The following is a 21728-nucleotide window of genomic DNA, read 5'->3' on the forward strand; positions in this document are numbered from 1 at the left end:
GGTAGGCTCAGATAGCTTTTATTCATTGGTAAACTGGTTAATACACTAAAGTTCAACTAGCTGTGGCAATACATTGCTAGAATGTAAAACTAGCCTATTGCTGATTTACTGCGTAGTGCTGCATGACGTGGAATCACAGTTACCGATCTGGTGTTTTGATCTCTATTCTGAGCAGCATTAATACTAACAACAGTGTAAGTCTTAGCATTACTTGCTTCCAGTACATCACCAATTGCTAATTGGGCATTGCGGTTTAATGTCCCAATAAAACGTTGGTGGATATCCATCATTAAATACTGCATAGGAAACTCCTCGATAATTTTAGGTGCAATTCAGATGTGTTTACTTGATTGAGTCTGCCTATAGTTTGAGTGTTCCAGGCAAACCCCCTTACGCTACCCTCTTATATACCACCGTTTTTTAAAAAGGTATGTAAAGTTCTGTTGTTTTTGTTTTAATTTCTTCCTGTAAACTGCCGAGGCAATAATTTAATCTTGCGAATTGCCGATCTAGCCGATCTATAAACTGCCGATGTTGAATCCCGATCTTTCTCTGAGCGCCTATGAATACGAACTACCAAGCGATCGCATCGCTCAGAGTCCTGCAATACCGAGGGATAGCTCGCGCCTTTTAGTCGTCAGCAGCGATCGCAGCCACAGCCATCACCAGTTCGCCGAGCTACCAAAACTATTGCGTTCCGGCGATCTACTCATCTTCAACGATACTCGCGTGATTCCAGCCCGCATGTACGGGCATAAGTTTTCAGGCGTACCAGTGGAAATTTTGCTGATGGAGCCACTGGGGACAAATCGCTGGCTAGCCCTGGTTAAGCCCGGTAAGAGACTGCCAGTCGGCAGCACGATCGTGTTTACAGAGGATATTAAAGCCCAGGTCGTAGGTACAGATCCGGAAACCAGAGGCAGAGAACTGCTATTTCATATTCCCGAGCACCGTACCCTGGATGATGTAATTGCAGAACACGGTCATATCCCCTTCCCGCCTTACATTGCAGCACCAGAAGCTGCCGCAGATCAATATCAAACCGTTTATGCCAAAAATCCAGGCGCGATCGCCGCACCCACTGCCGGTTTGCATTTTACCGAACGCCTGCTTGACGAGCTAAAAGACATGGGGGTATCGCAAGCCTACATTACGCTGCACGTGGGGCTGGGCACGTTTCGTCCTGTAGAGGCAGAGGATATTACCACGCATAAAATGCACCATGAATCCTTTGAGGTAACTGAAGACACAATTGAACTAATTAAAGCAACCAAAGCTAATGGCGGTAGGGTAATCGCAGTAGGTACAACCGTAGTTCGCGCCATTGAGTCTAGCAACCTCCAGCCCTTTAAAGGCAAAACTAATTTAATGATCTATCCCGGCTACGAATGGAAGGTACTGGATGGCTTAATTACGAATTTCCACCTGCCCAAATCAACTTTGATGATGATGGTGGCATCGTTCCTAGGTGAATCTGGACGAGAACATTTGTTGCAGCTCTATCAAGAAGCGATCGCTCAAGAATACCGTTTTTATTCCTTCGGAGATGCCATGCTAATCTGGAGAGGAAATAATCCCACACCCCCTATCCCGTAAGGATTAAGCATTAACCCCACACCCCCTATCCCGTATCCCATAAACCCTAACCCCTAAAAATCATGATCTCTACCACTGATATAGAATCTCTGATCGCTGCTGCCCTCCCTGGAGCTAAAGTACAAGTGCAAGACCCCAATCGCGACGGCCAGCATTTTAATGCGATCGTAATTGCCGAGCAGTTTAGCGGCTTAACCACAATTAAACAACACAGGTTAGTCAATGATGCCTTAAAAGCATACCTCGATAGCGGGGCAATCCATGCCCTCCAACTCAAAACCTACAGCCCCGAACAGTGGCAAAACTTCTCCGTACAAATTAGCTAAGAGTTGGCTAATTGATGTCACGCAGAACTATAATCTCTTTTGACTTGCGAGTATCTTCAATGTATTCCTCGCTCTAGTTCTGTCGAGGCACAATCTACATGAGCAATCCCGATCGCTTGACTGGATCTAGCATCTCCTCAAAGCTCGATTTCCCAACCAAGCTTGCCTACGGTGCAGGCGATCTGGGCGCAGCAATGACCGCCAACCTGCTGTCGTTCTTTCTACTATTCTTTTTCACCAATGTAGCAGGCTTAGATCCGGGCTTAGCAGGGCTTATCTTGCTGATTGGCAAAGTGTGGGATGCCGTTAACGATCCGATTGTGGGCGTGCTCAGCGATCGCACCAAATCGCGTCAGGGCAGGCGGTTACCCTGGATGCTATATAGCGCTATTCCCTTTGGCATTTTCTTTTGGTTGCAGTGGTTGGTACCAACTACTGATAAGTGGGGGTTGTTCTGGTACTACGTAATTATTGCGATTCTGTTCAACACGTTCTATACCGCTGTTAACCTACCCTATACGGCTCTAACCGCAGAACTAACTCAGGATTACCACGAGCGCACCAGCCTTACCAGTTTCCGATTTACCTTCTCGATTGGTGGCAGCATTCTCTCTCTAGTACTGGCTAATATTATCTTTGCTGCCTTTAAATCCAATGCCGCGCAGTCATCCGGCAGTTGCAGCGCTGACAGCTTGCAATATCTAGTTCTGGGAGGAGTTTGCGCAGTAATCGCCGTGTTATCGATCTATTGGTGCGTGTGGGGCATCCGCGATCGCGCTCTCATGGCAGAGCGCCAGCGCCTGCACGCGCAAGCTTCAGAGCCTGTAGAGGAGATGAGCTTTGCTCGGCAGTTGAGCGTTGTATTTAGCAATCGTCCTTTTTTATACGTAATTGGGATTTATTTCTGTTCCTGGCTGGCCGTACAAATCACAGCATCGATTATTCCCTACTATGTTGTGAATTATATGGGACTGACGGAAACGGATTTCATCCAAGTGACTATTGCCGTTCAAGGCACAGCTCTGGCGATGTTATACGTATGGAGCGCGCTGAGTAAGAAATTTGGGAAGAAGGCTATCTACTTTGCCGGTATGGGCTTTTGGATTATCGCGCAAGCCGGTTTATTCTTTCTCAAGCCCGGTCAGATCGGCTTAATGTACGTTCTTGCCGTCCTGGCTGGATTTGGGGTTTCAACTGCCTACCTAATTCCCTGGTCAATGGTACCGGATGTGACGGAATTGGACGAATTGCAAACGGGTCAGCGACGGGAAGGCATATTTTATGCTTTTATGGTGCTATTGCAAAAAATGGGACTGGCGGTTGGATTATTTCTACTAGGTGTTGGGCTTTCCTGGTCGGGATTTCAAGAAAGATTGCCCTGTCAGCCCGCACCTACCCAACCCCCTTCTGCTTTACAAGCAATTCTAATTGCGATCGGGCCTTTGCCAACTGCCACTTTGATTTGCAGTTTAGTCCTGGCTTACTTTTATCCAATTACTCGTGAGTACCATGCCGAGATTCTCTATCGATTGAACGAACGGAGGAATGCTCGGAACTAGTGGCGGTGATATTCCCTTTGGCGCTTGGCTTCGTATAGCAAGAGCGATGCCGCGATCGCCACGTTCAAAGACTCCACATCTGGACTCAGCGGGATCTTTACCGCTACATCCGCAATGGCAACCATTTCCTTGGATAAGCCATTACCTTCATTTCCCAACAGAATTAAACTCGGTTGGGTAAAATCGAAATCCCAATAAGAGATCCTGGCATCGGATAGGGTGGCGATCGCTACACCACCAGTATTTTGCCAAGCGCGAACGGCATCCGGCAAATTATCTACTGTTTGTCTGGGACATCGGAACCACTGCCCCGCTGTGGCTCGGATAATTTTAGGGTTAGTGGCATCAACGCTATCTTGACTGACTAGAATTCCATCGACACCCACCGCCACCGCCGATCGGATAATTGCGCCCATATTCCCTGGATCTTGAAGCGATTCCAGCGCTAAACCCAAACTCGCAATCTCAATCGACTTATTCTCAGGTAGCGGTGCTGCTGCCACCACACCATCAGGATTAACCGTCGTCGCGATCGCTTCTATTACGTTCTGGCCTACAAGCTCCACTCGACTCGCGATCGCCCGCTCTCGCAAAAAAATTTGGGAATGAGATTCCGCCCACGCTTCCGTACAGCAAATGGTATCCAGGGGATATTGGGTAGCGATCGCCTCCATGAGAGCATGAGTACCTTCAAGCAGAAAGAGATTTTGCTTGCGTCTTTCCTTGGCACTTTTGCCAAGTTGGCGCAATTGTTTAATTAAGGGATTATTGGTACTGGTCAGCAATGACAAATTTATGATGTTTTAACGATTATAACCACTTTATTCATTAAGTTTTTTAACTCTGCTGGTATTGGCGATCGCCTGAACTGATATACTTTAAGCCATTCGTCGGTTTTGATGGGGAACAGCCATCAGAAGTAATGGGGAAAGTACGGTGCAAGGCCGACACTGTCCCGCAACTGTAATGAGAGTTATATTACTCTCTAAGTCAGAATGCCCGCCGATGTATCAGGTTAGATCGAGTTAGAGCAAATTAGATTAGTTCATCTGCGAGGTACAGCATGAAAAGCTCAATCCAAGTTTCACCATGGCGACGCACTGAGAGGTTAGTTTTATCAGTGCCAACCCAGTCAATTCTCTACATTCTGCTCTGGTCGCTGATTATTTGGATGGTCTATTTCAGTACTTATCCGGCAGTACACGATAAAGTTCATTCCCTCAGACATCACACGCTTGGCGTTAGTTGTCATTGAAATCTTTGGTTACTGTAAAAATCCATTTAGGGGCAGGTTTTAGACCAAAACCACCAATATAGCTATAGCCAATAGGCTCAGGATGGTGTGCAGGGGTGGAACCCCTGCGTGGGGGCTTAGCCTCCACACTCGCGATAATAAACGATCCGTCTACGGCTATAAGAGTAAAAACTTCTCGCTAAACCTGCCCTTACCCAGCCTTTATAGGAGTTTCCAATCGTGTTCCCCAAATTTAAATGGTCTGCACTCGTAGGCTTAGCTTGTGCTGTCGGTATTCTATCCCACGCGATCGCTGGATTGTCTCTGTCGCCCTCAGCTTCGGTACAGTTGGTCGCGGAGCCACCGATCGCTCGAGCCTATCCTCTAGAAGCAGAAGCGACAGAATATTTAGGATCGGGGCAGTATCAACCACCCATCCGGCTAAAGTTGCGCGCGCAGGATGCATCGGGCAAGTCATTACAGGACGCTCGGTTCCATCTGCAAATATTGACCCCCGCTCCTACCCCCTGGTTTACTACAGATTTTCCTGTGGTGGAAGGCACCAAGCTGTTGGACATTGAAGGAGATGCTCCTACGGGTGAGTTGCAGATGCAGCAAGTGTTTCCCATCCGTGGCAACTATCAGTTGCGAGTCAGCGTCACGCCAAAACTTACCAATGCTTTCGCGCCAATTACGCAGAACTTGGAACTGGCAGTTCCTGAAAATCCTTTGAAGTGGCAATACTTCCCATTTGTTTTAGGAGCGCTACTAGCGATTGGTTGCTTTGGTGGTTGGATTATCGGAGGCCGCCAGGTAATTCAGGCAGGAGAAATTGCACCGCGTCGAGTAAGGCTGCTTTTGAGTGGCGCGACTGTCTTAGCGATCGCGGCTTTGCTGTTCTTTAATGTAAGTGCTGAGTTGGCTGGAGTCCGCACGCACATCGCAGAAGAAGCACGTAGCAACTCAAATACCTCTAGCATAAGCCAGTCACAGGGGGTAAAACTGGAGCTGGTTGGGGATAGTGGTGCCGAGGTTGGACGTGCTGCATCATTTCAAGCAAAACTGACCGATAGCAAAACCAATCGCCCCCTCAACGATGCCATCTTGTCAATTAAAACAACGCAGCTAGAAAATAACTGGGTAGCATTTGCTTATCAGGGGATACCGAATGCTCAAGGATTGCTGGCATGGCAAGAGCAATTTTTTGATGGCGCTCCCCATAAAATCGAGGTCAAGGCATCGCCCCAACCTCATAGCAAGCAGCAATTCCCACCCCTCGAAGTCGCTCGGGAAATTGATGTGGAGGCGATCGCGCCACCAATGTCAGTGCGATTAATTGGATTGCTCTCCTTTACAGGGGTTTTAACAGTTGGCCTGGTAGTTGGATTGTGGCTGCGACGCAGCCGCTGGCAAGAAACCTAACCCTAAAGCTCAAGGTTCCAGGATCATATTCCATTCGCGGCGATCGCCATTCCAAACGAGAGAATTCGTTTGACCAACTACATGCGGCCCCCAGTAAAGTCGGGAACCATCAGTAGCAAAAGCGAACATAATATCACCTTGAGCTACCTCGATCTGCCCATTCGGTAAGGATAGGAGTAACCCTTCTGCGCCTCCTTCACTGGGAGCAAAATCCCAATTGACTGGCTCCACCCCATCCCAACTCGCGCGATCGCGTTTGCCAGACAGCAGAACAATTCTCACGGAATGCTCGGTACGGTTGCCAACCCGTAAAGCCCCCTGCTGCTTCCCTGGAATCCTGGCGGGGCGGGGTGATGTAGTTGGTAATGGTGGCACGGTTACGGGGAGGGGACTAGTTATTTCTCTCACAGTCGGCGGATTCAGTTTTTGCCAGAGACCTACGCCCACCAAAGAAATAACCATCCCTAAGATCAGTGGATAAGCCTGCTTAGCGTCGATGAACTGCATTGAATGACATATTCAAAAGTTATACTCCTATTCTATTTTGGGAATGAAGATTCGGGGCACAGAATTTTCTATATCTGAGTCTCTGCATCTGCTTTACTTAACTTTCTTGCGCCCATCCTCATCATAATAGTCTGGCTTGATTGTTTCCCTAGCTCTAGCAATAGCCAGGGCATTATCCTCCACATTAGTGGTAACTACTGAGCCAGATGCAATGTTAACGTTTTTACCAATCTGAATTGGCGCTACCAAAACGGAGTTGGCACCAGTTTTGCTGCGATCGCCTATCACTGTAGGATGCTTATTAAAACCGTCATAGTTTGCGGTAACCGTTCCCGCACCGATGTTGACCCGATTCCCCAGCGTGGCATCGCCCAGATAACTGAGATGAGCGGCGTTAGTATTCTCTCCCATTCGCGTCTTTTTCAGCTCGACAAAATTGCCAACCCGACAGCGATCCCCCACGATTGACTCTTTACTGATGTGAGTGTAGGGGCCAACGCGACAACCTGCGCCAATCTGGCTATCTTCTACAGTGGCATAGAGAACGCGACAGTTCTCTGCAATAGTACTATTTTCGATTAAACTGCCAGGGCCAATTACCGATCCCGACTTGATTTTGGTATAGCCGCGCAGATGAGTTTGCGGCTCGATAATCACGTTTGGCTCTAGTTCTACCGTGTCGTCGATTGTAATCGTGTCAGGCAAATTCATCGTCACGCCCAACCGCATCCATTTATCGCGAATACGGCTCTGAAGTACCTCATAGGCGTGGGCAAGTTGCACGCGGCTGTTGATCCCGAAGCTCTCTTCATAATCTTCCACATCTTGAGCAAAGACAGGAGAGAGATAATTGAAAACTTCGGTGAGATAGTACTCTTTTTGATCGTTGTTATTAGAAAGTTTGGGTAAAATCTCAGCCAGTTCTGGCCATTTAAAGCAATACACGCCCGCACTCACGCGCTGATTCTGTCGTTGCGCGTCGGTACAGTCGCGGTGTTCGATAATGCATTCGATCTGATTGTTCCGATCGCAAAAAACCCGTCCATAGCCGGTGGGATCGGGTAATAAAGCAGTGAGGACGGTAGCAGCAGCATGGCGATCGCGATGGGTTGCTACTAAATCCGCAATAGTTTGGGTTGTCAGTAGTGGTGTATCGCCAGTTAAAACTACCAGATCTCCCGTGAAACCTTGTAATGGCTCCAGTAATTGCTGAATCGCGTGCCCTGTCCCCAGTTGCTCCGCCTGTTCTACAAACTCTAAACCTGGTTCTGCTGCCAGTGCCTCTCGCACCAAAGCTTGGCCGTAACCTACAATTATCAACCGCCGTTTGGGTGATAGGGCGGTAGCCGCATCTAAGACCCGCTTTACCAGCGATCGCCCGCCCAACTCGTGTACCACCTTGGGCAGATCGGACTTCATACGAGTACCTTTGCCCGCTGCCAAAATTGCCACTGCTAACATGGAGTTACCCTTATTTTCATTCACCAAATTTCCTGGTATTGGGGAAATTACCCCACGTAATAAAACAAACTTTTTTATTATTGCATCGAATGAAGCTTCAGATATTTTGCCGCACCGTAGCAAAACTGTTGCGGCGATTGCGGCGATCGCCTGTAACTTCATCGATAGTTTCTGATGTAATATAGCAATTCTCTATTTTCCTGCTGACTGCTGAAAGCTAAAAGCTGACCGCCACCATATTACCTATGCCAGCAAAGCTACTTCTTACTTCCTTTGACACCTGGAAAGCCCACCATATCTCGAATGCGTCCGACGATCTGCTAGGGCTAGCGCTACAACAAGATTTACCGCACGATCGCCTGCACCTGCTCCGCAAAATTCCTGTCGATTTTCAAATAGCTCCCGCTCGGGTAATTGCTGCGATCGCTGAAATACAACCGCAAGCCGTAATTTGTTGCGGAATGGCAGAAAAGCGATCGCATCTGATGGTGGAGTCAACCGGGGCTAAGCTCGATTCTGTAACGGGTAACCCACTAGAAAAATTCTCCACTCAGGTTGATTTAGACCAACTAGTCGATAACTTAAGCGTGACAGCAATTAGCCACAATGCAGGCAAGTTTGTCTGCAACGCCCTGTACCACTCTGTCCTCAAGTATCTACACGAACATAGCCCCACCACCAACTGCATTTTTGTCCACGTACCCGTCCTCACCCGTACCAATTGTCAACCGATCTTGACAGACTTCATGGCGATTTTGCGGGCATTTTTGTGAAGATAGGTTAAAATGTGAAAAGAAAATGAGAACACTAGACTTTAAAATATCCCCGTGACGTATTTACTAAAGCCAGACGGCTTTTCTCCTCCTGATCGCTTAGTTAAAACCGAGCACTTTCAGATCTTAACCACCACATTTCTGACAGTATTTCTAGCTGAGATCGGCGATAAGACTCAACTAACAACTTTGACAATCGCCGCTTCATCGCGATCGCCTGCGATCGTATTTCTGGGTGCGGCGTTGGCACTAGTCACCACTAGTTTTCTGGGCGTAGTCGCGGGCAAGTGGTTATCTAAGAAAGTATCGCCCAATTTACTCAACACCATGACTGGCCTGAGTTTTTTATTGCTTGCCATAAGTTTAGTCTGGGATGCGATTCTGTAGCTTGTAGCCTTTAGCAGTTAGCCTTTTAAAGTTTCATTCCGCAAGCATTTTGATAATCTCAACCTGTCCCCACACGCGACGATCGATGAAAAATTTATTGGAGGAATCGATTTGAATTATGGATTGGCAATTACTAGCTTTGAGTTTCGGTACTATTTTTGTCTCGGAGTTAGGTGATAAAAGCCAGCTTGCTACGCTCAGTTTGAGCGGTAACTCGAAGGCTCCCCGCCGCTATATCTTTCTAGGTTCAGCTTTAGCACTATTAGCAGCGAGTTTAATTGGAGTGCTGCTAGGCGGTCAGGTATCGCAGTTTTTACCAACTAGACTGCTCAAAGCGATCGCTGCGTTCGTATTCGCGATCGTGGCGATTCGCCTTCTATCTTCCCACCCAGAAACATAGGCGAAAGCTCTGCTATTGGTATGGATTGCTATCTCCAACTTCCATCAACAAAGCGATTGGCTTTGCCATCCCAGCTATAGCAGTTTTCAGATCGGAGGTGAGTAGGGAGTTTGGGGGCGTTGCCCCCAAGAAGGGGAGGCAGGGCGGTCTTGGGGGTTCCCCGCTAGAGCCACTGCCGTGTTCTACCCCTTCACCCCGTTCGATCTGTCGTGTTTACTGTTCAAATTGGGATAACAATTACTTTTTGCGTTCGTAATAAACTGGAGAACCTTCATTGGGCACAAAATAACAAGTCTTGGCAGATTTGAATAAAGTTTTCCAAATCGGTTCGGTGGATTTACGATAATACTCACCTAAAATGGGCTTAATAGCTTCAGTAGCAGTTAAAAGGTGATAGTGGGGCATATTCAAAAAGATATGATGAGCTACATGGGTACCGATGTTGTGATGAATGGGGTTAATAAACCCATAATCGCGATCGACAGTTGACAATGCACCTTTAAGAAAATACCAGTCATTCCCACGATACCAAGGAATCTCTTCTACTGTGTGATGGAGATATGTTACCAAATCTAGCCAGACAACAAATACTAGATAGGGCATTACATAATATTTAAAAAGGAAAAGAAACCCAAATTTAAAGGTTAAAACACCTAAAAAAGTAACCATTAAACCCCAACATACTGTACTGGCGATCGCATCCCATTTTTCTGAAGGGCGGAATAAAGGACTGCTGGGAAGGAAATGAGAACCAGTTTTTCCGGGAGACCTTTTAAACAAATATACTGGATAAGCGAGTAAAAATAGCTTGTAACGTAAGAATTTCTCAATTCCTGTCATTGCATTGTATTGAGATTCCGAAACAGGATACCAACTTTCATCCGTGTCAATATTACCCGTGTTAGCGTGGTGGGTGCGGTGACTGATACGCCAACCATGATAGGGGACAAGAATGGGGGTATGGCATAAATGACCAATCAGATTATTCAGCCATTTTATCTTAGAAAAAGAACTGTGACCGCAATCATGACCAACTACAAATAACGCCCAGAACATAGTTCCTTGCATGAGCCAGAAAAGGGGGAAAAACCACCAGGAATCAAGAGAATAGGCGATCGCATATAAACCCGCAATAATACTAATATCTAAAAAAAAGTAAAATAGCGATCTGCCGATCGAAGGTTCAAAACAATAAGCGGGAATAACATTCTTCAAATCTTGGAGGGTAAAAGAGAGTTCTTTTTCACCAAAAACTTGCTCTTCCAGTTGATGGGGATTAATATTTAATTGCACGAAATAACCTAAATTCACAAAAATTTACAAGCCCTCGTCATTTTAACCTTATTTGCGTCATTCGAGGTGAGGTTAAGCAAATAATTTTCAGAATCAATATTCAACCTCATTTTCGTCTGATTTCATTAAATATTGAGTATATTAGGCTATAATGGTCGTTTATTTGAGCGGGCGAAAACCTCAATGCGGGATGGAAAAAATAGTGAAATTATCGCCTTGATGGAAAATTGCCGCCGCCCATACTACCTACAGCGAAACAGAACACACCGCAGGCAAAATCGTAATTACTCTATAATTAAATAACGTTACCTTTATCAACACATCAAGCTTGGAACTTAAAATAACTAACTTTCTGCGTATTCTCTCAATTTTTGAAGAGTTTTATCTGAATATTTGTTAACCTTGCTCTTTACCCCTATACTTATTTCCCTGTGATAAATTGGGTTCCCTTTTAATCCCAGATGCTTAACCATTTTTACAACATCGTTCAATCGAACGTTTAGCTTTTCTGCTAGTTGGCTACAGGTATAAATGTAGTACTCTTCCATAGGAACTTGAATCCCACCCAAAGCAAGATCGGCAGCGTCAAGATCTGTTGTTATCCTAAGGGATGCATCTTCGGCAGCACCGTTGAGAATAGCATCAAATTGCTTAGATATCAAAACAATACTTTTCTCCAAGCGAGAAATTTTTGATGTCACTCTATCATCAATGACTTCCGAAAGAATTTCTCTCAATCTATGTTCAGCTATTTCCATCCCATTACTGGCTTGACGGTTGAGCTTTGCCTGGCTCAATGGTGTCACTTTACCAAAATCCGATTGCATATTAGTATCTCTTATGTTCACGCAGTTTCTAAAAATTGAAATTTCTCTTTCAGACGATCCCTTGCACAACCTTGAGTAGTATTTGCAATTATTTCAAGCTCGTCACGAGATAAATAAGCTCCAAGTGCTTCCTCTAAAATCTCCATTAACTTTTCTTGACTGATAAAAACTCGATTATTAGCTAGGTAATCGCTCAAATGTTGTCCAAAGTCTAATCCGGCTTCGACATCACACCCTGCCTCATCTTCAATCTGAACAGCCCAATTTAAGAATTCAGTATTAAAATTTATACTCATAACGTTTTGTCGTCCTTCCTCAATATAGACAAAATTAATTTTGCTGCCATTTACTTAGTATTTTGCTTGCCTCATCTCTTGAAAGCTCAAAATAGATGAGATTTTGCTTGTTGCGATCGCCGCCAAAGCTAACCATGTTCTGTTTTATATAGAAATTCTCTGCTCTTGGTAAAGCGTGTAAACCAACTCTACCTTTCGCTCATCTAGGTAAATAGGTGGAAGGAGGCATGAGAAGACGACGGAGGAAGTCAGAATCAATCCAACGTAGATTGTATGACCACTCGAATATGCCTACATATAAGTGCAAATACTTTTTGTGAATACCTCGAAACGGACGCAGGAAATTGCGCAACCCAACCCAAATTCCCTCCATAGTATTGCAATGCACTTCGCAAAAGCCATCCCCATCCGCATCTCGGGCATATTCCCCTAGCGAGTGACATACAGTTTGATGCCCACGACCTGAAGCAGGTACGCGGTTATAGGCATCGGATTCATCGGTATAGACAGTCGCGGTAGGTAAAGTGGTTGCCTCCACCTGCGGTTGGATGGTTACTTGTTGGGTATTGTCACAAACCTTCAGACGGATCTGACCACTGCTGCGTCCAACGGTGCCGACAACGGGTGGACGGTCATTTGCCATCGTGCCCTTGCCTTTGCGTTGATTGCCTCGTCGTCGCGGTGGGTCGGTAATCGGGTCGTGTTTGGCTCCTTTTCCCCCGCATTCTGAAACATCTCGTCCATCTCTGACTCTTGATCGGGAATGGCTGTGTTAATCAAATGTGCAAATCCTCGGCCTTGGATGCGATGCCGCCAGGCCAATACCGTCCCATAGTCAAGTCCTAACTCCTCTGCTATGTGTTGTGTTGTTTGCCCTTGTAAGAATCCCCGCAACAGCAGCACAATCGTGCCACAGTTGTAATGGCTACCGCACAGGTCTGTGCCTGTAAATATATGGAACACTTTGCCGCATTCCCGACACTTGTATTTCACAATGGGGGTGCGTTTGCGGTCGTGTGGTGCTTGTCTGTCCGGTAGAGCGTGCCCGTTTGGACAATGCAAACCCCCAGGATGTAGGATCTTTAGTAACCAGTCGTAGCAGGCTTGCTCGTCTAACAACTCTGTCAGGGGAAACTTTATCATGGCTAGTTTGACAATTCATGCAATCGGCCCACTCTTATTTTGCCATTTCACCTGCTTCCCCAGATGAGCGCTACCTTTATATTCCAAGTCCATGCTACGGGAAATTGCGAAACTAAACAGAGTAGTTCCAATGCCTTTATAGCTTGGCGGATCTTGGATGGAGGGTCGATTCCAAGGAGCCGTGGACAGGTAATCAAGATAGACCAAGCTTTTTCCAGATTCTAGACGGGAACGATGGCAGTCAAGTTCTAGGATCATTAATCCCTGGGTGATTTGCTCGCATTCAAGTGCATACTTCTCATAATTAGGTGTTGCTGTTAGCAAGTCCTTTTTAAGCCAATCCCAATGACTATCTTCTTCTTGAGATGATTTTAGTCTGGGCTTCCAAAAGGTTTCAAAGTCAGCAATGTGCTTCTGTGACAGATCTAATAGCACTGCATCAACAATCTGATTATCGCTTACACGAAAAAGTTTTACATTTTCTTGCAACTGTGCCTCCATCTATAAATGTAAAAAACTATAAGAGTAGAACCTCTGACTTCTCCTTGTCTAAAGACTCAAAGTATAACTTTTCACCTTTGTTAAGGCGCTGTTCCATCATTCCCATCAACCTTATAGCTTGGCGAATTACAGCAGACCTACTCATTTCTTTCTTTTCACTCAACTCTGTTAGCAGATCTAACTCTGCTTGAGATAGGTTTAGTGAAATTAAAGTTTTCCCGCTCAATTAAAAATTACCTTTAAAAGCCAACAGACTAACATTATATATTTTATATATATTTTATATATTGTCAATAGCTAAAAGAGTGTTTCAACAAAAAAATAATCCAGAAATCGAAATATGCAAAAGTTGTTACTTAACTTGTGCGGCTTTTGTGCTTGTCGATCGAATCGTTCTTTGCATACAATACTCAAAAACTAAAAAATATCTAGCACTGCAATTTGCTTGCATGGGTTTGTAAAAATATCAGAATTTACCCAGAAGTCATGTCATCAACTGTGGCATAAGTCTGGTAACTTGTCCGAACAGTTCGCAAGTCAAGGTTAAGAGAAATTGCTCTGGAAAAAGTGAGCAGAAAATGAGCAAAAAGCGAGCATGTTTTGGGCTGGAAAGCGAGCAGTATTCAGGCCGAAGATAGGTCTGAGGATTTTTGCTGAGGCTTTAGCTTCAGTTACATCTATTCCCATTGGGATGAGAATCCCTGTAGACCAATCTCAACTAAGGCAGAGTAACTGACATGGCAATAATTTTTGGTACGGCAAACAACGATAACCTCAATGGTATCGGACAATTCGACGTTATATTGGGGTTTGCTGGTAACGACATGGTATCTGGGATGGGAGGTAACGACCTTCTTGGAGGTAATAGCGGTAATGATACCCTTCTGGGAGGGAATGACGACGATGTACTCAACGGCGGACGCGACAGCGATTTGCTCGTTGGGGGACGCGGTCAGGACACTGTCAATGGCAATAGTGATAATGATATCCTTCTTGGGGATGGGGGTGCGATGCTCTTTGCTCTCACCAACAATAATATGCTCGTTGCTTTCGATGCCGATCGCCCAGATCGGGCGACCCCAATTCAGGTGACTGGTATTAATGGCACCTTAGTCGGCGTGGACTTTCGTCCGGCGAACGGACAACTTTTTGGAGTTACCAGTACCAATCAGATTTATACCATCAACCCGACGACTGGGGCTGCAACGCTCGTGTCTAATAATCCCACTCCCTTTACCCTGAATGGGAACTCCTTTGGTGTGGACTTCAACCCCAACCCAGACCGCATTCGCCTGGTCAGCGATGTCGAACAAAACATACGCCTGAACCCGGCCACTGGGGGGCTAGCCTCAAACCCTAATGGAACCCCAGCGATCGATACCCCCCTTTCTTACGCTCCAGGTGATGTCAATGCTGGGAAGAACCCTAACATCGTGGCAGCAGGCTATACGAATTCCGTTGCCCCATCTCCAGATGCTCCCAATCGCAGAACTACGTTGTACGAGATTGACTCCAATCGTGATGCCCTTGTGACGCAAGGCAGCCGTAACTTTTTGATGGGCGATCCCAATACTCCCGACTCTCCTAACGGAGGGAAACTGTTTACGGTAGGCTCGCTGGGGGTTGATTTTGTTGGAGATGCAGGATTGGATATCCTTTCTATCAACTCCGGTAATCCTAACAATAGTGTCAATATTGCCTACGCTGTGGATGGCTCGACCTTGTACGGGATCGATTTAACCAGCGGAGCAGCAACAAAATTGGGTACGGTGGGCAATGGCTCGTTCGATCTCATCGGTCTTGCTGCCACTAATGCTATGGAGACCGGGAGTGCGGCCAGCGATCGCCTCACTGGTGGCAGCGGCAATGACACTCTGGTTGGAGGAGTGGGTAGCGATACCCTGAGTGGCGGTAGTGGGAGCGATAGCTTTAGCTTTAGCTCTCCTTCCAACGGTATTGATACCATCACGGACTTCTCCGTTGCGGACGATACGATTTCCGTCTCTGCTTCTGGTTTTGGCGGTGGGCTAGTGGCAGGTGCGCCGATTACTGCCGACCAGTTCGCGATCGGTTCTGCCGCAGTGGATGCATCGGATCGGTTCATCTACAACAGCACCAATGGTGCGCTATTCTTTGATGTGGATGGTACGGGAAGCACTGCCCAAGTGCAGATAGCATCCCTCACACGCGGGCTGGTCTTAACGAATAACGACATATTTGTTAATCCTTAGAATCGTTCTTTAAATAAGATGTAATTTTCCGAGTTAGGGGCAGGTTTAGATGAGGTTTAATCGGTTCTTGCCAATAGACTTTGGCAAAACCTGCCCCCTACAGAGATTTTGGCATTATTAAATCCATATTCCTTAGGATTTGTATATCAGATCCATGAAACAGTTTCGGCTTATACATTCAGGGTTAAAATTTATACTCATAGCGTTTTGTCACTCTCCTTCAATATAGACGAAATTAATTTTGCTGAGTCGTAATACTTATGCACGATCGCTCCGAGCCATATTACTATAACAGCAGCTTACTTTATACCAATCTAGTTGGCAGGGAGGTCTGTACGGATGAGGCTGTTTTATTAGGGTGGGTCAGCGGTACTTGTTTGGATGAGAATACCAATATTCGCTCGATAATCATTGTGCCTTTAAACTCGCAACTAATTCCTGCACGGTTTCTTAGTACCTATAAGTTGCATAGTCCCAATAGTGGCTCTGACAGTGCGATGGAGACACCTTTACCCTAACTTCGCCTTCAAGTGCTTTACAAACAGAAACATTTTATGTTAAAAATTATATAACGATTGTTCGATATAAATTAATCCTCAATCCAGCTTGCGTTCGGGCTTGCAGGATTAACAAGATCGAATACTCGATCCTAAGAGGGTATTACCAATGCCTAAAATTGTCGATCGCGATCGGTATCGCAAAGAACTGCTGGATCGAAGTTTTGACCTGTTTGCTGAAAAGGGCTATGGCTCCATCACCATGCGCCAGATCGCGCAAGGTTTGGGAGTTTCTACTGGCACTCTCTACCACTACTTCCCCAGTAAAGAAGCTTTGTTCGTGCAGTTGGTTGAAGAGCTAACCGCGCGGGACATTTCAACTTTTCTGGCTGAAGCAGATTGGGTGCAGGGATTGTCAGAGCGAATCGCAGCACTGGTTAATTTCGTTGCTAAATACGAGGATTATTTCTCCAAGCAAACGATTCTCTTCCTCGACTTCTACCAGCAACAGGACAGGACTAAGATAGAGAATAACGAAATCTTGGCCCGTTCCTGGGGACAGACTAAGCAGGCTATTGCTGGCTACTTACAGATCCCCAACATGACGATCGTTGACTTCATCCTGACGTTTCTCAATGGCTTGATAGTAGGACGCTTGTGCGAAGGCGATCGCTTGTCATTTGAAGAACAGGGCGCGATTCTCAAAGAAATGTTAGCAAACTATTTAGACAAATCTCTGGTTGCTGTTTAGGGAGAAATTTATGAGTTCTAGATTATTCTTTAAGTCTACTAACCGACTGTCGATCGGTCTAGCGATCGCCGCTACTGCGATGACAAGTGGAATTATCTTTTTTGCTGCTTCTCAAGCTGGACTGCTGGGTAAAAGCCCGACATCTGCGGATGCGATCGTAACTCCTACCACTAAAAAAGTAACAGCACTGGGACGATTAGAGCCGCAAACAGAGGTGATTCGCCTCTCTGCTCCGGCTGCATTAGATGGCGATCGCGTAACGGAAATTCTAGTCAAGCAAAGCGATCGGGTTAAAAAAGGACAGGTAGTGGCAATTTTAGATAGTCGCGATCGCCTGCAAGCAGCCTTGGCAGAAGCCAAAGAACGAGTCCGGGTAGCACAGTCGCGTTTGGCACAGGTGAAAGCAGGTGCGAAGTCCGGTGAGATTCAAGCATAGGAATCAACTATTCGATCGGGCAGGTCGCCCTGAATACGGCGCGATCGCCGATTGGTTCGAGCGCGATGGCACGGTTGAGACGGAGCTGAACGATAAGTTGGTGAGCGTTAAAGGTCTCTTTACCAATGGAGCTTCTTTTGCGGCTGATGGCAATGTAATTACCAGCGATTCCACTTTTCTACAACTATTTAGAGATCGCAAGCCCGATCGGATTGAAGTAGGTTTGATTAATCTAATGAACCCACAGCAGCGCTTGATAAGAAATCGGGTCGAGATGTAGTGGAATTAATGCAGAAGTTAGCCAAGGAACAGGGCTGTACGATTTTGCTGGTCACCCATGACAATCGCATTCTCGATATCGCCGATCGCATTATTTATATGGAAGACGGTTGCCTGGTTAATAGCTGAGGATCGAAAGCTCAACTGTCTACAATCGCTAAGCAAGAACCTGGACAATTATTTAGCTATAATCCTAGCGGTTAAAAACACAAGGTTCTAATAAAGCAAATGGCAATTCTAGATCGTCAAGGGCGGTTATTCGGCAAGATCAGTTTGTTGGATCTAGGCGCGATCGCAGTTATTTTGCTCGCTTTGATCGGCGTATTCCTGGTGCCCGGTAACAGCGGTTACTCGGTCGCCCAGCTTGCTACAACTGAGAGCAAACCCGTAGAAGTTGACATTATGTTGCGCGGCCTCACAGTCCTCAAACCAGATCAACTGCTCAAAGAGGGTGAAAAGACCCAGATCAGCATCCGCAATCAGCAGCGCGGTGAAATTACGATTAAAAAAGTAAACGTGCTAACTCCCAAAATTCCAGTGCCTACACTCGATGGCAAGGTTACAGTAGTGCCCGATCCTCGCCTTTCAGAGTCCTACGTTCGAGATATTATCGTAACCATGACAGCTAATGCTCAGGTGACAAACGACGGAGTAATTTTTGGCGGCGAAAAGATAAAAATCGGGACGACCATTGATATTGAGGGGCCGAAGTATATGGTACGCGGCAGTACCATTGATGTCCGCTACTAACTCAGCGGCTGGTTGCATTCAGGGCTGTCAATTTTAGGGCTGTTGACTTTGCTGCTAACCGGGTAGGCGATCGTTGCTTCGGCAGGATACGGCTTTAGCAGTGCCTGCAAGCGATCGGTATAGACGATCGCAGGGTCGAGCCAGAGATCGTAGTCGTCAGGGTTGAGTATAACTGGCATCCGTTCGTGAATCGGGCTGACCGTATCGTTGGCATGCGTAGTCAGGATGGTGCAGGTTTCCACGATATTGCCTTCTGGGCTTTCCCAACTCTCCCATAGGCCAGCATAGGCAAAAAGAGCGCTATCCTTCAGGCTAAAGTAATACGGTTGTTTCTTGCTCTTGCTTCCTTCTGCACGCTGCCATTCGTAGAAACCATCGGATGGGATCAGACAGCGCCTGTGCTTAAAGGCATGTCGAAATGAAGGCTTTTCTGCCGCAGTCTCAGCTCTGGCATTAATCAACTTGTAGGCGATCGCGGGATCTTTTGCCCAAGAAGGAATCAGTCCCCAGCGCAACCAGCGCAATTGGCGCTGCGGGGCATCGGGCGTTCGCACGATCGCCGCTACCGTCTGCGAGGGTGCTATGTTAAACCGAGGTGGTAGGTCGTCGTCTGTATCTACCTGAAATGCCTCGGCGATCTCTCTAGCTGAGTGATATTGGGAAAATCGTCCGCACATAGTTTTCAGCAGTCCCTCTAGCGAAACATTTTCTAGATCCATGCGTCAGCCAGCTAGGCTCACATAGTAGCTATCATAGCTAGCCATTAGCTGTTATCAGTACTAGGATAGTATGGACGTAAATCAAACACTGGGTATAACTAGCCATAATCGCTCGTCTATGCAATCCCCTATTCCTCAAGGCTCTGTCCTGCGCGATCGCTACATCATCAGAAAGGTAATCGGCCAAGGGGGGATGGGGCGCACCTACGTAGCCGAAGACACGGAGCGTTTCAACGAAATCTGCGTACTGAAGGAATTTATTCCCCTGTCGCAGTCGCCTGATATTGCGTCCAAGGCAAAGGAACTATTTCTCCGCGAGGCAAGCACCCTTTACCAGATCCGACACCCGCAGGTACCTGAGTTTCGCGCCACCTTTGAAGCAAATGGCCGCCTGTTCCTCGTCCAGGACTATGTCGAGGGCAGATCGTATCGCGAGTTGCTATCCGAACGCCGTCGAGGTGGGCAACTATTTACAGAAGCGGAGGTAGTGACGCTGCTGAAACAGGTGCTACCCATCCTGATCTACCTCCACGATCGCGAAATTATTCACCGCGATATCTCGCCGGAAAACTTGATGCTGCGATCGACCGATCGCAAACCCGTACTAATTGACTTTGGGGTCGTGAAAGAGGCGGCAACCCAATTGCAATCCCACCTGGGCTTGCCCCAATCCACTGTGGCAGGTAAACCGGGCTATGCCCCACCGGAGCAGCTACAAACAGGTCACGCCTATGCCAGCAGCGATCTCTACGCTCTGGCGGTCACCGTTGTCGTCTTACTAACTGGGAAAGAGCCGCAGGACCTATTCGATCGCGACAACCTGAGCTGGCAGTGGCAGCGATTTGCATCAGTCAGTCCCGACCTTGCTAAAATCTTGAACCGCATGTTGAACTACAAACCAGCTCAACGTTTCTCCAGCGCGGAAGAAGTACTGGATGCCCTAGAAGGCGCTCCTCTATCTGAAATCAAAACCGTTGCTGTAGGTCGTCAACCCACGTCGGAAGTGCTGGCTGGTTTGTCTGAAAAGACCGTATATGCTCCTTCTGCTCCGCGCAGCCCGCGACCGAAGAAATCTAAGTCACCTGCTTCCAACCAATCGGGGCAAGGTGGAGGGATCGACATATTTTTGGGTGCTTTACTAGTACTGATTTCCGGGATTGCATCCTGGGCGATCGCTTCTGCGATCTTCGAGCGCAGCAAACCATCCACGCCAACACCTAGAGCGATCGATAATAATTCCAGCCCAACTACACCTGCGATCGCACCTACACCAACCACACCTAGCGAACCGTCTCTCACTAACGTCAACAAAAGCCTGAACTTCAACGACCCCAATCGTGCTGCGGTAACCGACAAAGTCAGCGCTGGTCAGAGCATTACCTATCGCTTTAATGCCAAGAAAGGTCAAAAAATGACTGCGTCACTGACTGGTAGCGGTCTCCAAATGACTCTCAATTTTGAAGATCAAAAACCAATTGACAGCAGATCCAGCAATATCCGCGTCGGCTACTGGCAAGGGAAATTACCTGCCAGTGGAGCCTACTTTGTCGTCATCAAGACCACGCAAGGCGTACCTGAAAGCAACTTCAATTTAGAGATTCAATTGGAAGATGCACCTAATCCCACTCCCACTCCTACGCCAACGGCAACCGCCAGTCCGTCGCCGACACCGACCGAAACTCCAACCACTCCACCTTCTCCAAACAGCTCTAGTCCTGACTCGAAACCGCAGGTAATTTCCAGAAACGTCGAGTTTCCACCTGGGACATTTGTTACTTCTGTGAACGATAGCGTTGGCCCCGGTCGGGTAATTCGCTACCGAGTTGGCGTACTGGATGGCCAAACTTTTGGCGTTCGAGTTGCCGAGGGCAATGTCAGAGTAGAAATCTTCGATCCGAGCGGCAACCAGATCGGGGATATCTCCGGTGGCGGCCAGCAGCAAATCCCCGATGCGCGAGCGGGCAACTATAAGATTCGAGTGACGAGCGACTCCGAGTCCAGCTTCAGGTTGGATGTGCTGGCCAAGTGATTAAATCCACAATTCCAAACATCTAGGCTTGGGATCGATGGGTATATCTAAATCCTCAGCGAGATAGTTTTCCCAAAACCCACCCGCGCCAGGTAGCTTAATAATTAGACTTAAGTAGTATCGTTGCTACACAAGGCTTTCAGGAACGACTTAAAATCAGGTAAAAGGCTTACACAGTAAGCTTTTGATGCCATTTTAGCCGCTTTATTGCCGATAAAGTCTATTCTGTAACGACTGCGAAGAGTGGTACCAACTAATACCAATTTGAATAGTAAACATGACAGATCTAAGGGGGTGAAGGGGTTCCACCC

General features: G+C 46.9%; 26 protein-coding genes, 2 pseudogenes and 1 riboswitch. Of the genes and pseudogenes, 16 read left to right on the forward strand and 12 right to left on the reverse strand.

Annotated elements, in window-relative coordinates; genetic code table 11:
* Positions 1 to 89: 89 nt before the first annotated feature.
* Positions 90 to 302, reverse strand: a complete 213-nt coding sequence (locus PSE6802_RS0102475) for a hypothetical protein (RefSeq protein WP_019498490.1) — start codon at positions 300 to 302, stop codon at positions 90 to 92.
* Between the two features lie 229 nt (positions 303 to 531).
* Between PSE6802_RS0102475 and queA the strand changes: the two genes are divergently transcribed.
* The 3 genes from queA (at position 532) to PSE6802_RS0102490 (ending at position 3481) form a co-directional block, all read left to right on the forward strand.
* On the forward strand, positions 532 to 1596 hold the full coding sequence (gene queA, locus PSE6802_RS0102480; RefSeq protein ID WP_019498491.1) for a tRNA preQ1(34) S-adenosylmethionine ribosyltransferase-isomerase QueA: 1065 nt from the start codon (positions 532 to 534) through the stop codon (positions 1594 to 1596).
* A 62-nt stretch (positions 1597 to 1658) separates the two neighbouring features.
* Positions 1659 to 1922: a BolA family protein gene (locus tag PSE6802_RS0102485; protein WP_019498492.1), complete on the forward strand. Its 264-nt coding sequence runs from the start codon at positions 1659 to 1661 to the stop codon at positions 1920 to 1922.
* A gap of 98 nt (positions 1923 to 2020) precedes the next feature.
* On the forward strand, positions 2021 to 3481 hold the full coding sequence (locus PSE6802_RS0102490) for an MFS transporter (protein ID WP_019498493.1): 1461 nt from the start codon (positions 2021 to 2023) through the stop codon (positions 3479 to 3481).
* Here the strand turns inward: PSE6802_RS0102490 and PSE6802_RS0102495 are convergent.
* The gene (locus PSE6802_RS0102495; RefSeq protein ID WP_019498494.1) at positions 3478 to 4266 is read right to left on the reverse strand and encodes a TrmH family RNA methyltransferase; all 789 of its coding nucleotides are present in this window, start codon (positions 4264 to 4266) and stop codon (positions 3478 to 3480) included. The two genes, PSE6802_RS0102490 and PSE6802_RS0102495, sit on opposite strands and share 4 nt — an antisense overlap.
* An 89-nt stretch (positions 4267 to 4355) precedes the next feature.
* Positions 4356 to 4502, forward strand: a riboswitch (cobalamin riboswitch).
* A gap of 42 nt (positions 4503 to 4544) precedes the next feature.
* Here PSE6802_RS0102495 and PSE6802_RS31690 point away from each other — a divergent pair.
* Positions 4545 to 4736, forward strand: coding sequence for a CbtB domain-containing protein (locus PSE6802_RS31690; RefSeq protein WP_071592252.1), 192 nt, complete (start codon positions 4545 to 4547; stop codon positions 4734 to 4736).
* Between the two features lie 219 nt (positions 4737 to 4955).
* The gene (locus tag PSE6802_RS0102500; RefSeq protein WP_019498495.1) at positions 4956 to 6137 is read left to right on the forward strand and encodes a hypothetical protein; all 1182 of its coding nucleotides are present in this window, start codon (positions 4956 to 4958) and stop codon (positions 6135 to 6137) included.
* Positions 6138 to 6146: 9 nt separating this feature from the next.
* On the opposite strand, the gene PSE6802_RS0102505 is transcribed toward PSE6802_RS0102500, so the two are convergent.
* Both PSE6802_RS0102505 and glmU read right to left on the reverse strand, forming a co-directional pair.
* Positions 6147 to 6644, reverse strand: a complete 498-nt coding sequence (locus PSE6802_RS0102505; RefSeq protein ID WP_019498496.1) for a hypothetical protein — start codon at positions 6642 to 6644, stop codon at positions 6147 to 6149.
* Positions 6645 to 6737: 93 nt separating this feature from the next.
* Positions 6738 to 8105, reverse strand: a complete 1368-nt coding sequence (gene glmU / locus PSE6802_RS0102510; protein ID WP_019498497.1) for a bifunctional UDP-N-acetylglucosamine diphosphorylase/glucosamine-1-phosphate N-acetyltransferase GlmU — start codon at positions 8103 to 8105, stop codon at positions 6738 to 6740.
* Between the two features lie 245 nt (positions 8106 to 8350).
* Between glmU and PSE6802_RS0102520 the strand changes: the two genes are divergently transcribed.
* The 3 genes from PSE6802_RS0102520 (at position 8351) to PSE6802_RS0102530 (ending at position 9665) form a co-directional block, all read left to right on the forward strand.
* Entirely contained in the window at positions 8351 to 8878 is a 528-nt protein-coding gene (locus PSE6802_RS0102520; RefSeq protein WP_019498499.1) for a pyroglutamyl-peptidase I family protein, read from the forward strand.
* Between the two features lie 54 nt (positions 8879 to 8932).
* On the forward strand, positions 8933 to 9265 hold the full coding sequence (locus PSE6802_RS0102525; protein WP_019498500.1) for a TMEM165/GDT1 family protein: 333 nt from the start codon (positions 8933 to 8935) through the stop codon (positions 9263 to 9265).
* A 118-nt stretch (positions 9266 to 9383) separates the two neighbouring features.
* Entirely contained in the window at positions 9384 to 9665 is a 282-nt protein-coding gene (locus PSE6802_RS0102530; RefSeq protein WP_019498501.1) for a TMEM165/GDT1 family protein, read from the forward strand.
* 237 nt (positions 9666 to 9902) lie between these two features.
* On the opposite strand, the gene PSE6802_RS0102535 is transcribed toward PSE6802_RS0102530, so the two are convergent.
* The 7 genes from PSE6802_RS0102535 to PSE6802_RS0102565 all read right to left on the reverse strand — a co-directional run bounded on the left by PSE6802_RS0102535 (position 9903) and on the right by PSE6802_RS0102565 (position 13951).
* Positions 9903 to 10958, reverse strand: a complete 1056-nt coding sequence (locus PSE6802_RS0102535; protein WP_051050555.1) for a fatty acid desaturase — start codon at positions 10956 to 10958, stop codon at positions 9903 to 9905.
* Positions 10959 to 11302: 344 nt separating this feature from the next.
* Entirely contained in the window at positions 11303 to 11785 is a 483-nt protein-coding gene (locus PSE6802_RS0102540; RefSeq protein WP_019498503.1) for a hypothetical protein, read from the reverse strand.
* A gap of 17 nt (positions 11786 to 11802) precedes the next feature.
* The gene (locus PSE6802_RS0102545) at positions 11803 to 12081 is read right to left on the reverse strand and encodes a hypothetical protein (RefSeq protein WP_019498504.1); all 279 of its coding nucleotides are present in this window, start codon (positions 12079 to 12081) and stop codon (positions 11803 to 11805) included.
* Positions 12082 to 12280: 199 nt separating this feature from the next.
* Positions 12281 to 12724, reverse strand: coding sequence for a transposase (locus tag PSE6802_RS31695; protein ID WP_071592253.1), 444 nt, complete (start codon positions 12722 to 12724; stop codon positions 12281 to 12283).
* On the reverse strand, positions 12661 to 13224 hold the full coding sequence (locus tag PSE6802_RS33050) for a hypothetical protein (RefSeq protein ID WP_026103004.1): 564 nt from the start codon (positions 13222 to 13224) through the stop codon (positions 12661 to 12663). The genes PSE6802_RS31695 and PSE6802_RS33050 overlap by 64 nt, the downstream gene beginning before the upstream one ends.
* A 15-nt stretch (positions 13225 to 13239) precedes the next feature.
* Entirely contained in the window at positions 13240 to 13725 is a 486-nt protein-coding gene (locus tag PSE6802_RS0102560; RefSeq protein WP_019498506.1) for a hypothetical protein, read from the reverse strand.
* A gap of 16 nt (positions 13726 to 13741) precedes the next feature.
* Positions 13742 to 13951 carry a ribbon-helix-helix protein, CopG family gene (locus PSE6802_RS0102565; protein WP_019498507.1) on the reverse strand — a complete coding sequence of 70 codons (210 nt, stop codon included), beginning with the start codon at positions 13949 to 13951 and terminating at the stop codon, positions 13742 to 13744.
* A gap of 511 nt (positions 13952 to 14462) precedes the next feature.
* Between PSE6802_RS0102565 and PSE6802_RS30695 the strand changes: the two genes are divergently transcribed.
* The 7 genes and pseudogenes from PSE6802_RS30695 to PSE6802_RS0102610 all read left to right on the forward strand — a co-directional run bounded on the left by PSE6802_RS30695 (position 14463) and on the right by PSE6802_RS0102610 (position 18669).
* The gene (locus PSE6802_RS30695; RefSeq protein ID WP_019498509.1) at positions 14463 to 15956 is read left to right on the forward strand and encodes a DUF4394 domain-containing protein; all 1494 of its coding nucleotides are present in this window, start codon (positions 14463 to 14465) and stop codon (positions 15954 to 15956) included.
* A 260-nt stretch (positions 15957 to 16216) separates the two neighbouring features.
* Positions 16217 to 16474: a PRC-barrel domain-containing protein gene (locus tag PSE6802_RS0102585; protein ID WP_019498510.1), complete on the forward strand. Its 258-nt coding sequence runs from the start codon at positions 16217 to 16219 to the stop codon at positions 16472 to 16474.
* 148 nt (positions 16475 to 16622) lie between these two features.
* Positions 16623 to 17204, forward strand: coding sequence for a TetR/AcrR family transcriptional regulator (locus PSE6802_RS0102590; RefSeq protein ID WP_019498511.1), 582 nt, complete (start codon positions 16623 to 16625; stop codon positions 17202 to 17204).
* Between the two features lie 10 nt (positions 17205 to 17214).
* Positions 17215 to 17640 carry a biotin/lipoyl-binding protein gene (locus PSE6802_RS0102595; RefSeq protein WP_019498512.1) on the forward strand — a complete coding sequence of 142 codons (426 nt, stop codon included), beginning with the start codon at positions 17215 to 17217 and terminating at the stop codon, positions 17638 to 17640.
* A gap of 7 nt (positions 17641 to 17647) precedes the next feature.
* A pseudogene (locus tag PSE6802_RS0102600) lies at positions 17648 to 17875 on the forward strand (ABC transporter); the annotation flags it as partial.
* Positions 17872 to 18048, forward strand: a pseudogene (locus tag PSE6802_RS0102605) (ABC transporter ATP-binding protein); the annotation flags it as partial. The pseudogenes PSE6802_RS0102600 and PSE6802_RS0102605, both read left to right, overlap by 4 nt.
* Before the next feature lie 99 nt (positions 18049 to 18147).
* Positions 18148 to 18669, forward strand: coding sequence for a DUF4330 domain-containing protein (locus PSE6802_RS0102610; RefSeq protein WP_019498515.1), 522 nt, complete (start codon positions 18148 to 18150; stop codon positions 18667 to 18669).
* Here PSE6802_RS0102610 and PSE6802_RS0102615 read toward each other — a convergent pair.
* The gene (locus tag PSE6802_RS0102615) at positions 18666 to 19346 is read right to left on the reverse strand and encodes an SOS response-associated peptidase (RefSeq protein ID WP_026103005.1); all 681 of its coding nucleotides are present in this window, start codon (positions 19344 to 19346) and stop codon (positions 18666 to 18668) included. The two genes, PSE6802_RS0102610 and PSE6802_RS0102615, sit on opposite strands and share 4 nt — an antisense overlap.
* 112 nt (positions 19347 to 19458) lie before the next feature.
* On the opposite strand from PSE6802_RS0102615, the gene PSE6802_RS0102620 reads away from it, so the two are divergent.
* Positions 19459 to 21417 (forward strand): serine/threonine-protein kinase, encoded by a 1959-nt coding sequence (locus PSE6802_RS0102620; protein WP_019498517.1) that lies wholly within the window; start codon positions 19459 to 19461, stop codon positions 21415 to 21417.
* The last annotated feature ends 311 nt before the right edge of the window (positions 21418 to 21728 follow it).

Source organism: Pseudanabaena sp. PCC 6802 (assembly GCF_000332175.1).
In the GTDB taxonomy this organism is placed as follows: domain Bacteria; phylum Cyanobacteriota; class Cyanobacteriia; order Pseudanabaenales; family Pseudanabaenaceae; genus PCC-6802.

What these genes read in the sequence shown, in the direction of transcription:
- PSE6802_RS31695 (WP_071592253.1), bottom strand. Translation starts at nt 12,724, where the DNA reads ATGGCAAATGACCGTCCACCCGTTGTCGGCACCGTTGGACGCAGCAGT.
- PSE6802_RS0102540 (WP_019498503.1), bottom strand. Translation starts at nt 11,785, where the DNA reads ATGCAATCGGATTTTGGTAAAGTGACACCATTGAGCCAGGCAAAGCTC.
- PSE6802_RS33050 (WP_026103004.1), bottom strand. Translation starts at nt 13,224, where the DNA reads ATGATAAAGTTTCCCCTGACAGAGTTGTTAGACGAGCAAGCCTGCTAC.
- PSE6802_RS0102585 (WP_019498510.1), top strand. Translation starts at nt 16,217, where the DNA reads ATGCACGATCGCTCCGAGCCATATTACTATAACAGCAGCTTACTTTAT.
- PSE6802_RS0102505 (WP_019498496.1), bottom strand. Translation starts at nt 6,644, where the DNA reads ATGCAGTTCATCGACGCTAAGCAGGCTTATCCACTGATCTTAGGGATG.
- PSE6802_RS0102590 (WP_019498511.1), top strand. Translation starts at nt 16,623, where the DNA reads ATGCCTAAAATTGTCGATCGCGATCGGTATCGCAAAGAACTGCTGGAT.
- glmU (WP_019498497.1), bottom strand. Translation starts at nt 8,105, where the DNA reads ATGTTAGCAGTGGCAATTTTGGCAGCGGGCAAAGGTACTCGTATGAAG.
- PSE6802_RS0102485 (WP_019498492.1), top strand. Translation starts at nt 1,659, where the DNA reads ATGATCTCTACCACTGATATAGAATCTCTGATCGCTGCTGCCCTCCCT.
- PSE6802_RS0102530 (WP_019498501.1), top strand. Translation starts at nt 9,384, where the DNA reads ATGGATTGGCAATTACTAGCTTTGAGTTTCGGTACTATTTTTGTCTCG.
- PSE6802_RS0102560 (WP_019498506.1), bottom strand. Translation starts at nt 13,725, where the DNA reads ATGGAGGCACAGTTGCAAGAAAATGTAAAACTTTTTCGTGTAAGCGAT.
- PSE6802_RS0102520 (WP_019498499.1), top strand. Translation starts at nt 8,351, where the DNA reads ATGCCAGCAAAGCTACTTCTTACTTCCTTTGACACCTGGAAAGCCCAC.
- PSE6802_RS0102490 (WP_019498493.1), top strand. Translation starts at nt 2,021, where the DNA reads ATGAGCAATCCCGATCGCTTGACTGGATCTAGCATCTCCTCAAAGCTC.
- PSE6802_RS30695 (WP_019498509.1), top strand. Translation starts at nt 14,463, where the DNA reads ATGGCAATAATTTTTGGTACGGCAAACAACGATAACCTCAATGGTATC.
- PSE6802_RS0102595 (WP_019498512.1), top strand. Translation starts at nt 17,215, where the DNA reads ATGAGTTCTAGATTATTCTTTAAGTCTACTAACCGACTGTCGATCGGT.
- PSE6802_RS31690 (WP_071592252.1), top strand. Translation starts at nt 4,545, where the DNA reads ATGAAAAGCTCAATCCAAGTTTCACCATGGCGACGCACTGAGAGGTTA.
- PSE6802_RS0102615 (WP_026103005.1), bottom strand. Translation starts at nt 19,346, where the DNA reads ATGTGCGGACGATTTTCCCAATATCACTCAGCTAGAGAGATCGCCGAG.
- PSE6802_RS0102610 (WP_019498515.1), top strand. Translation starts at nt 18,148, where the DNA reads ATGGCAATTCTAGATCGTCAAGGGCGGTTATTCGGCAAGATCAGTTTG.
- PSE6802_RS0102545 (WP_019498504.1), bottom strand. Translation starts at nt 12,081, where the DNA reads ATGAGTATAAATTTTAATACTGAATTCTTAAATTGGGCTGTTCAGATT.
- PSE6802_RS0102475 (WP_019498490.1), bottom strand. Translation starts at nt 302, where the DNA reads ATGCAGTATTTAATGATGGATATCCACCAACGTTTTATTGGGACATTA.
- PSE6802_RS0102620 (WP_019498517.1), top strand. Translation starts at nt 19,459, where the DNA reads ATGGACGTAAATCAAACACTGGGTATAACTAGCCATAATCGCTCGTCT.
- queA (WP_019498491.1), top strand. Translation starts at nt 532, where the DNA reads ATGTTGAATCCCGATCTTTCTCTGAGCGCCTATGAATACGAACTACCA.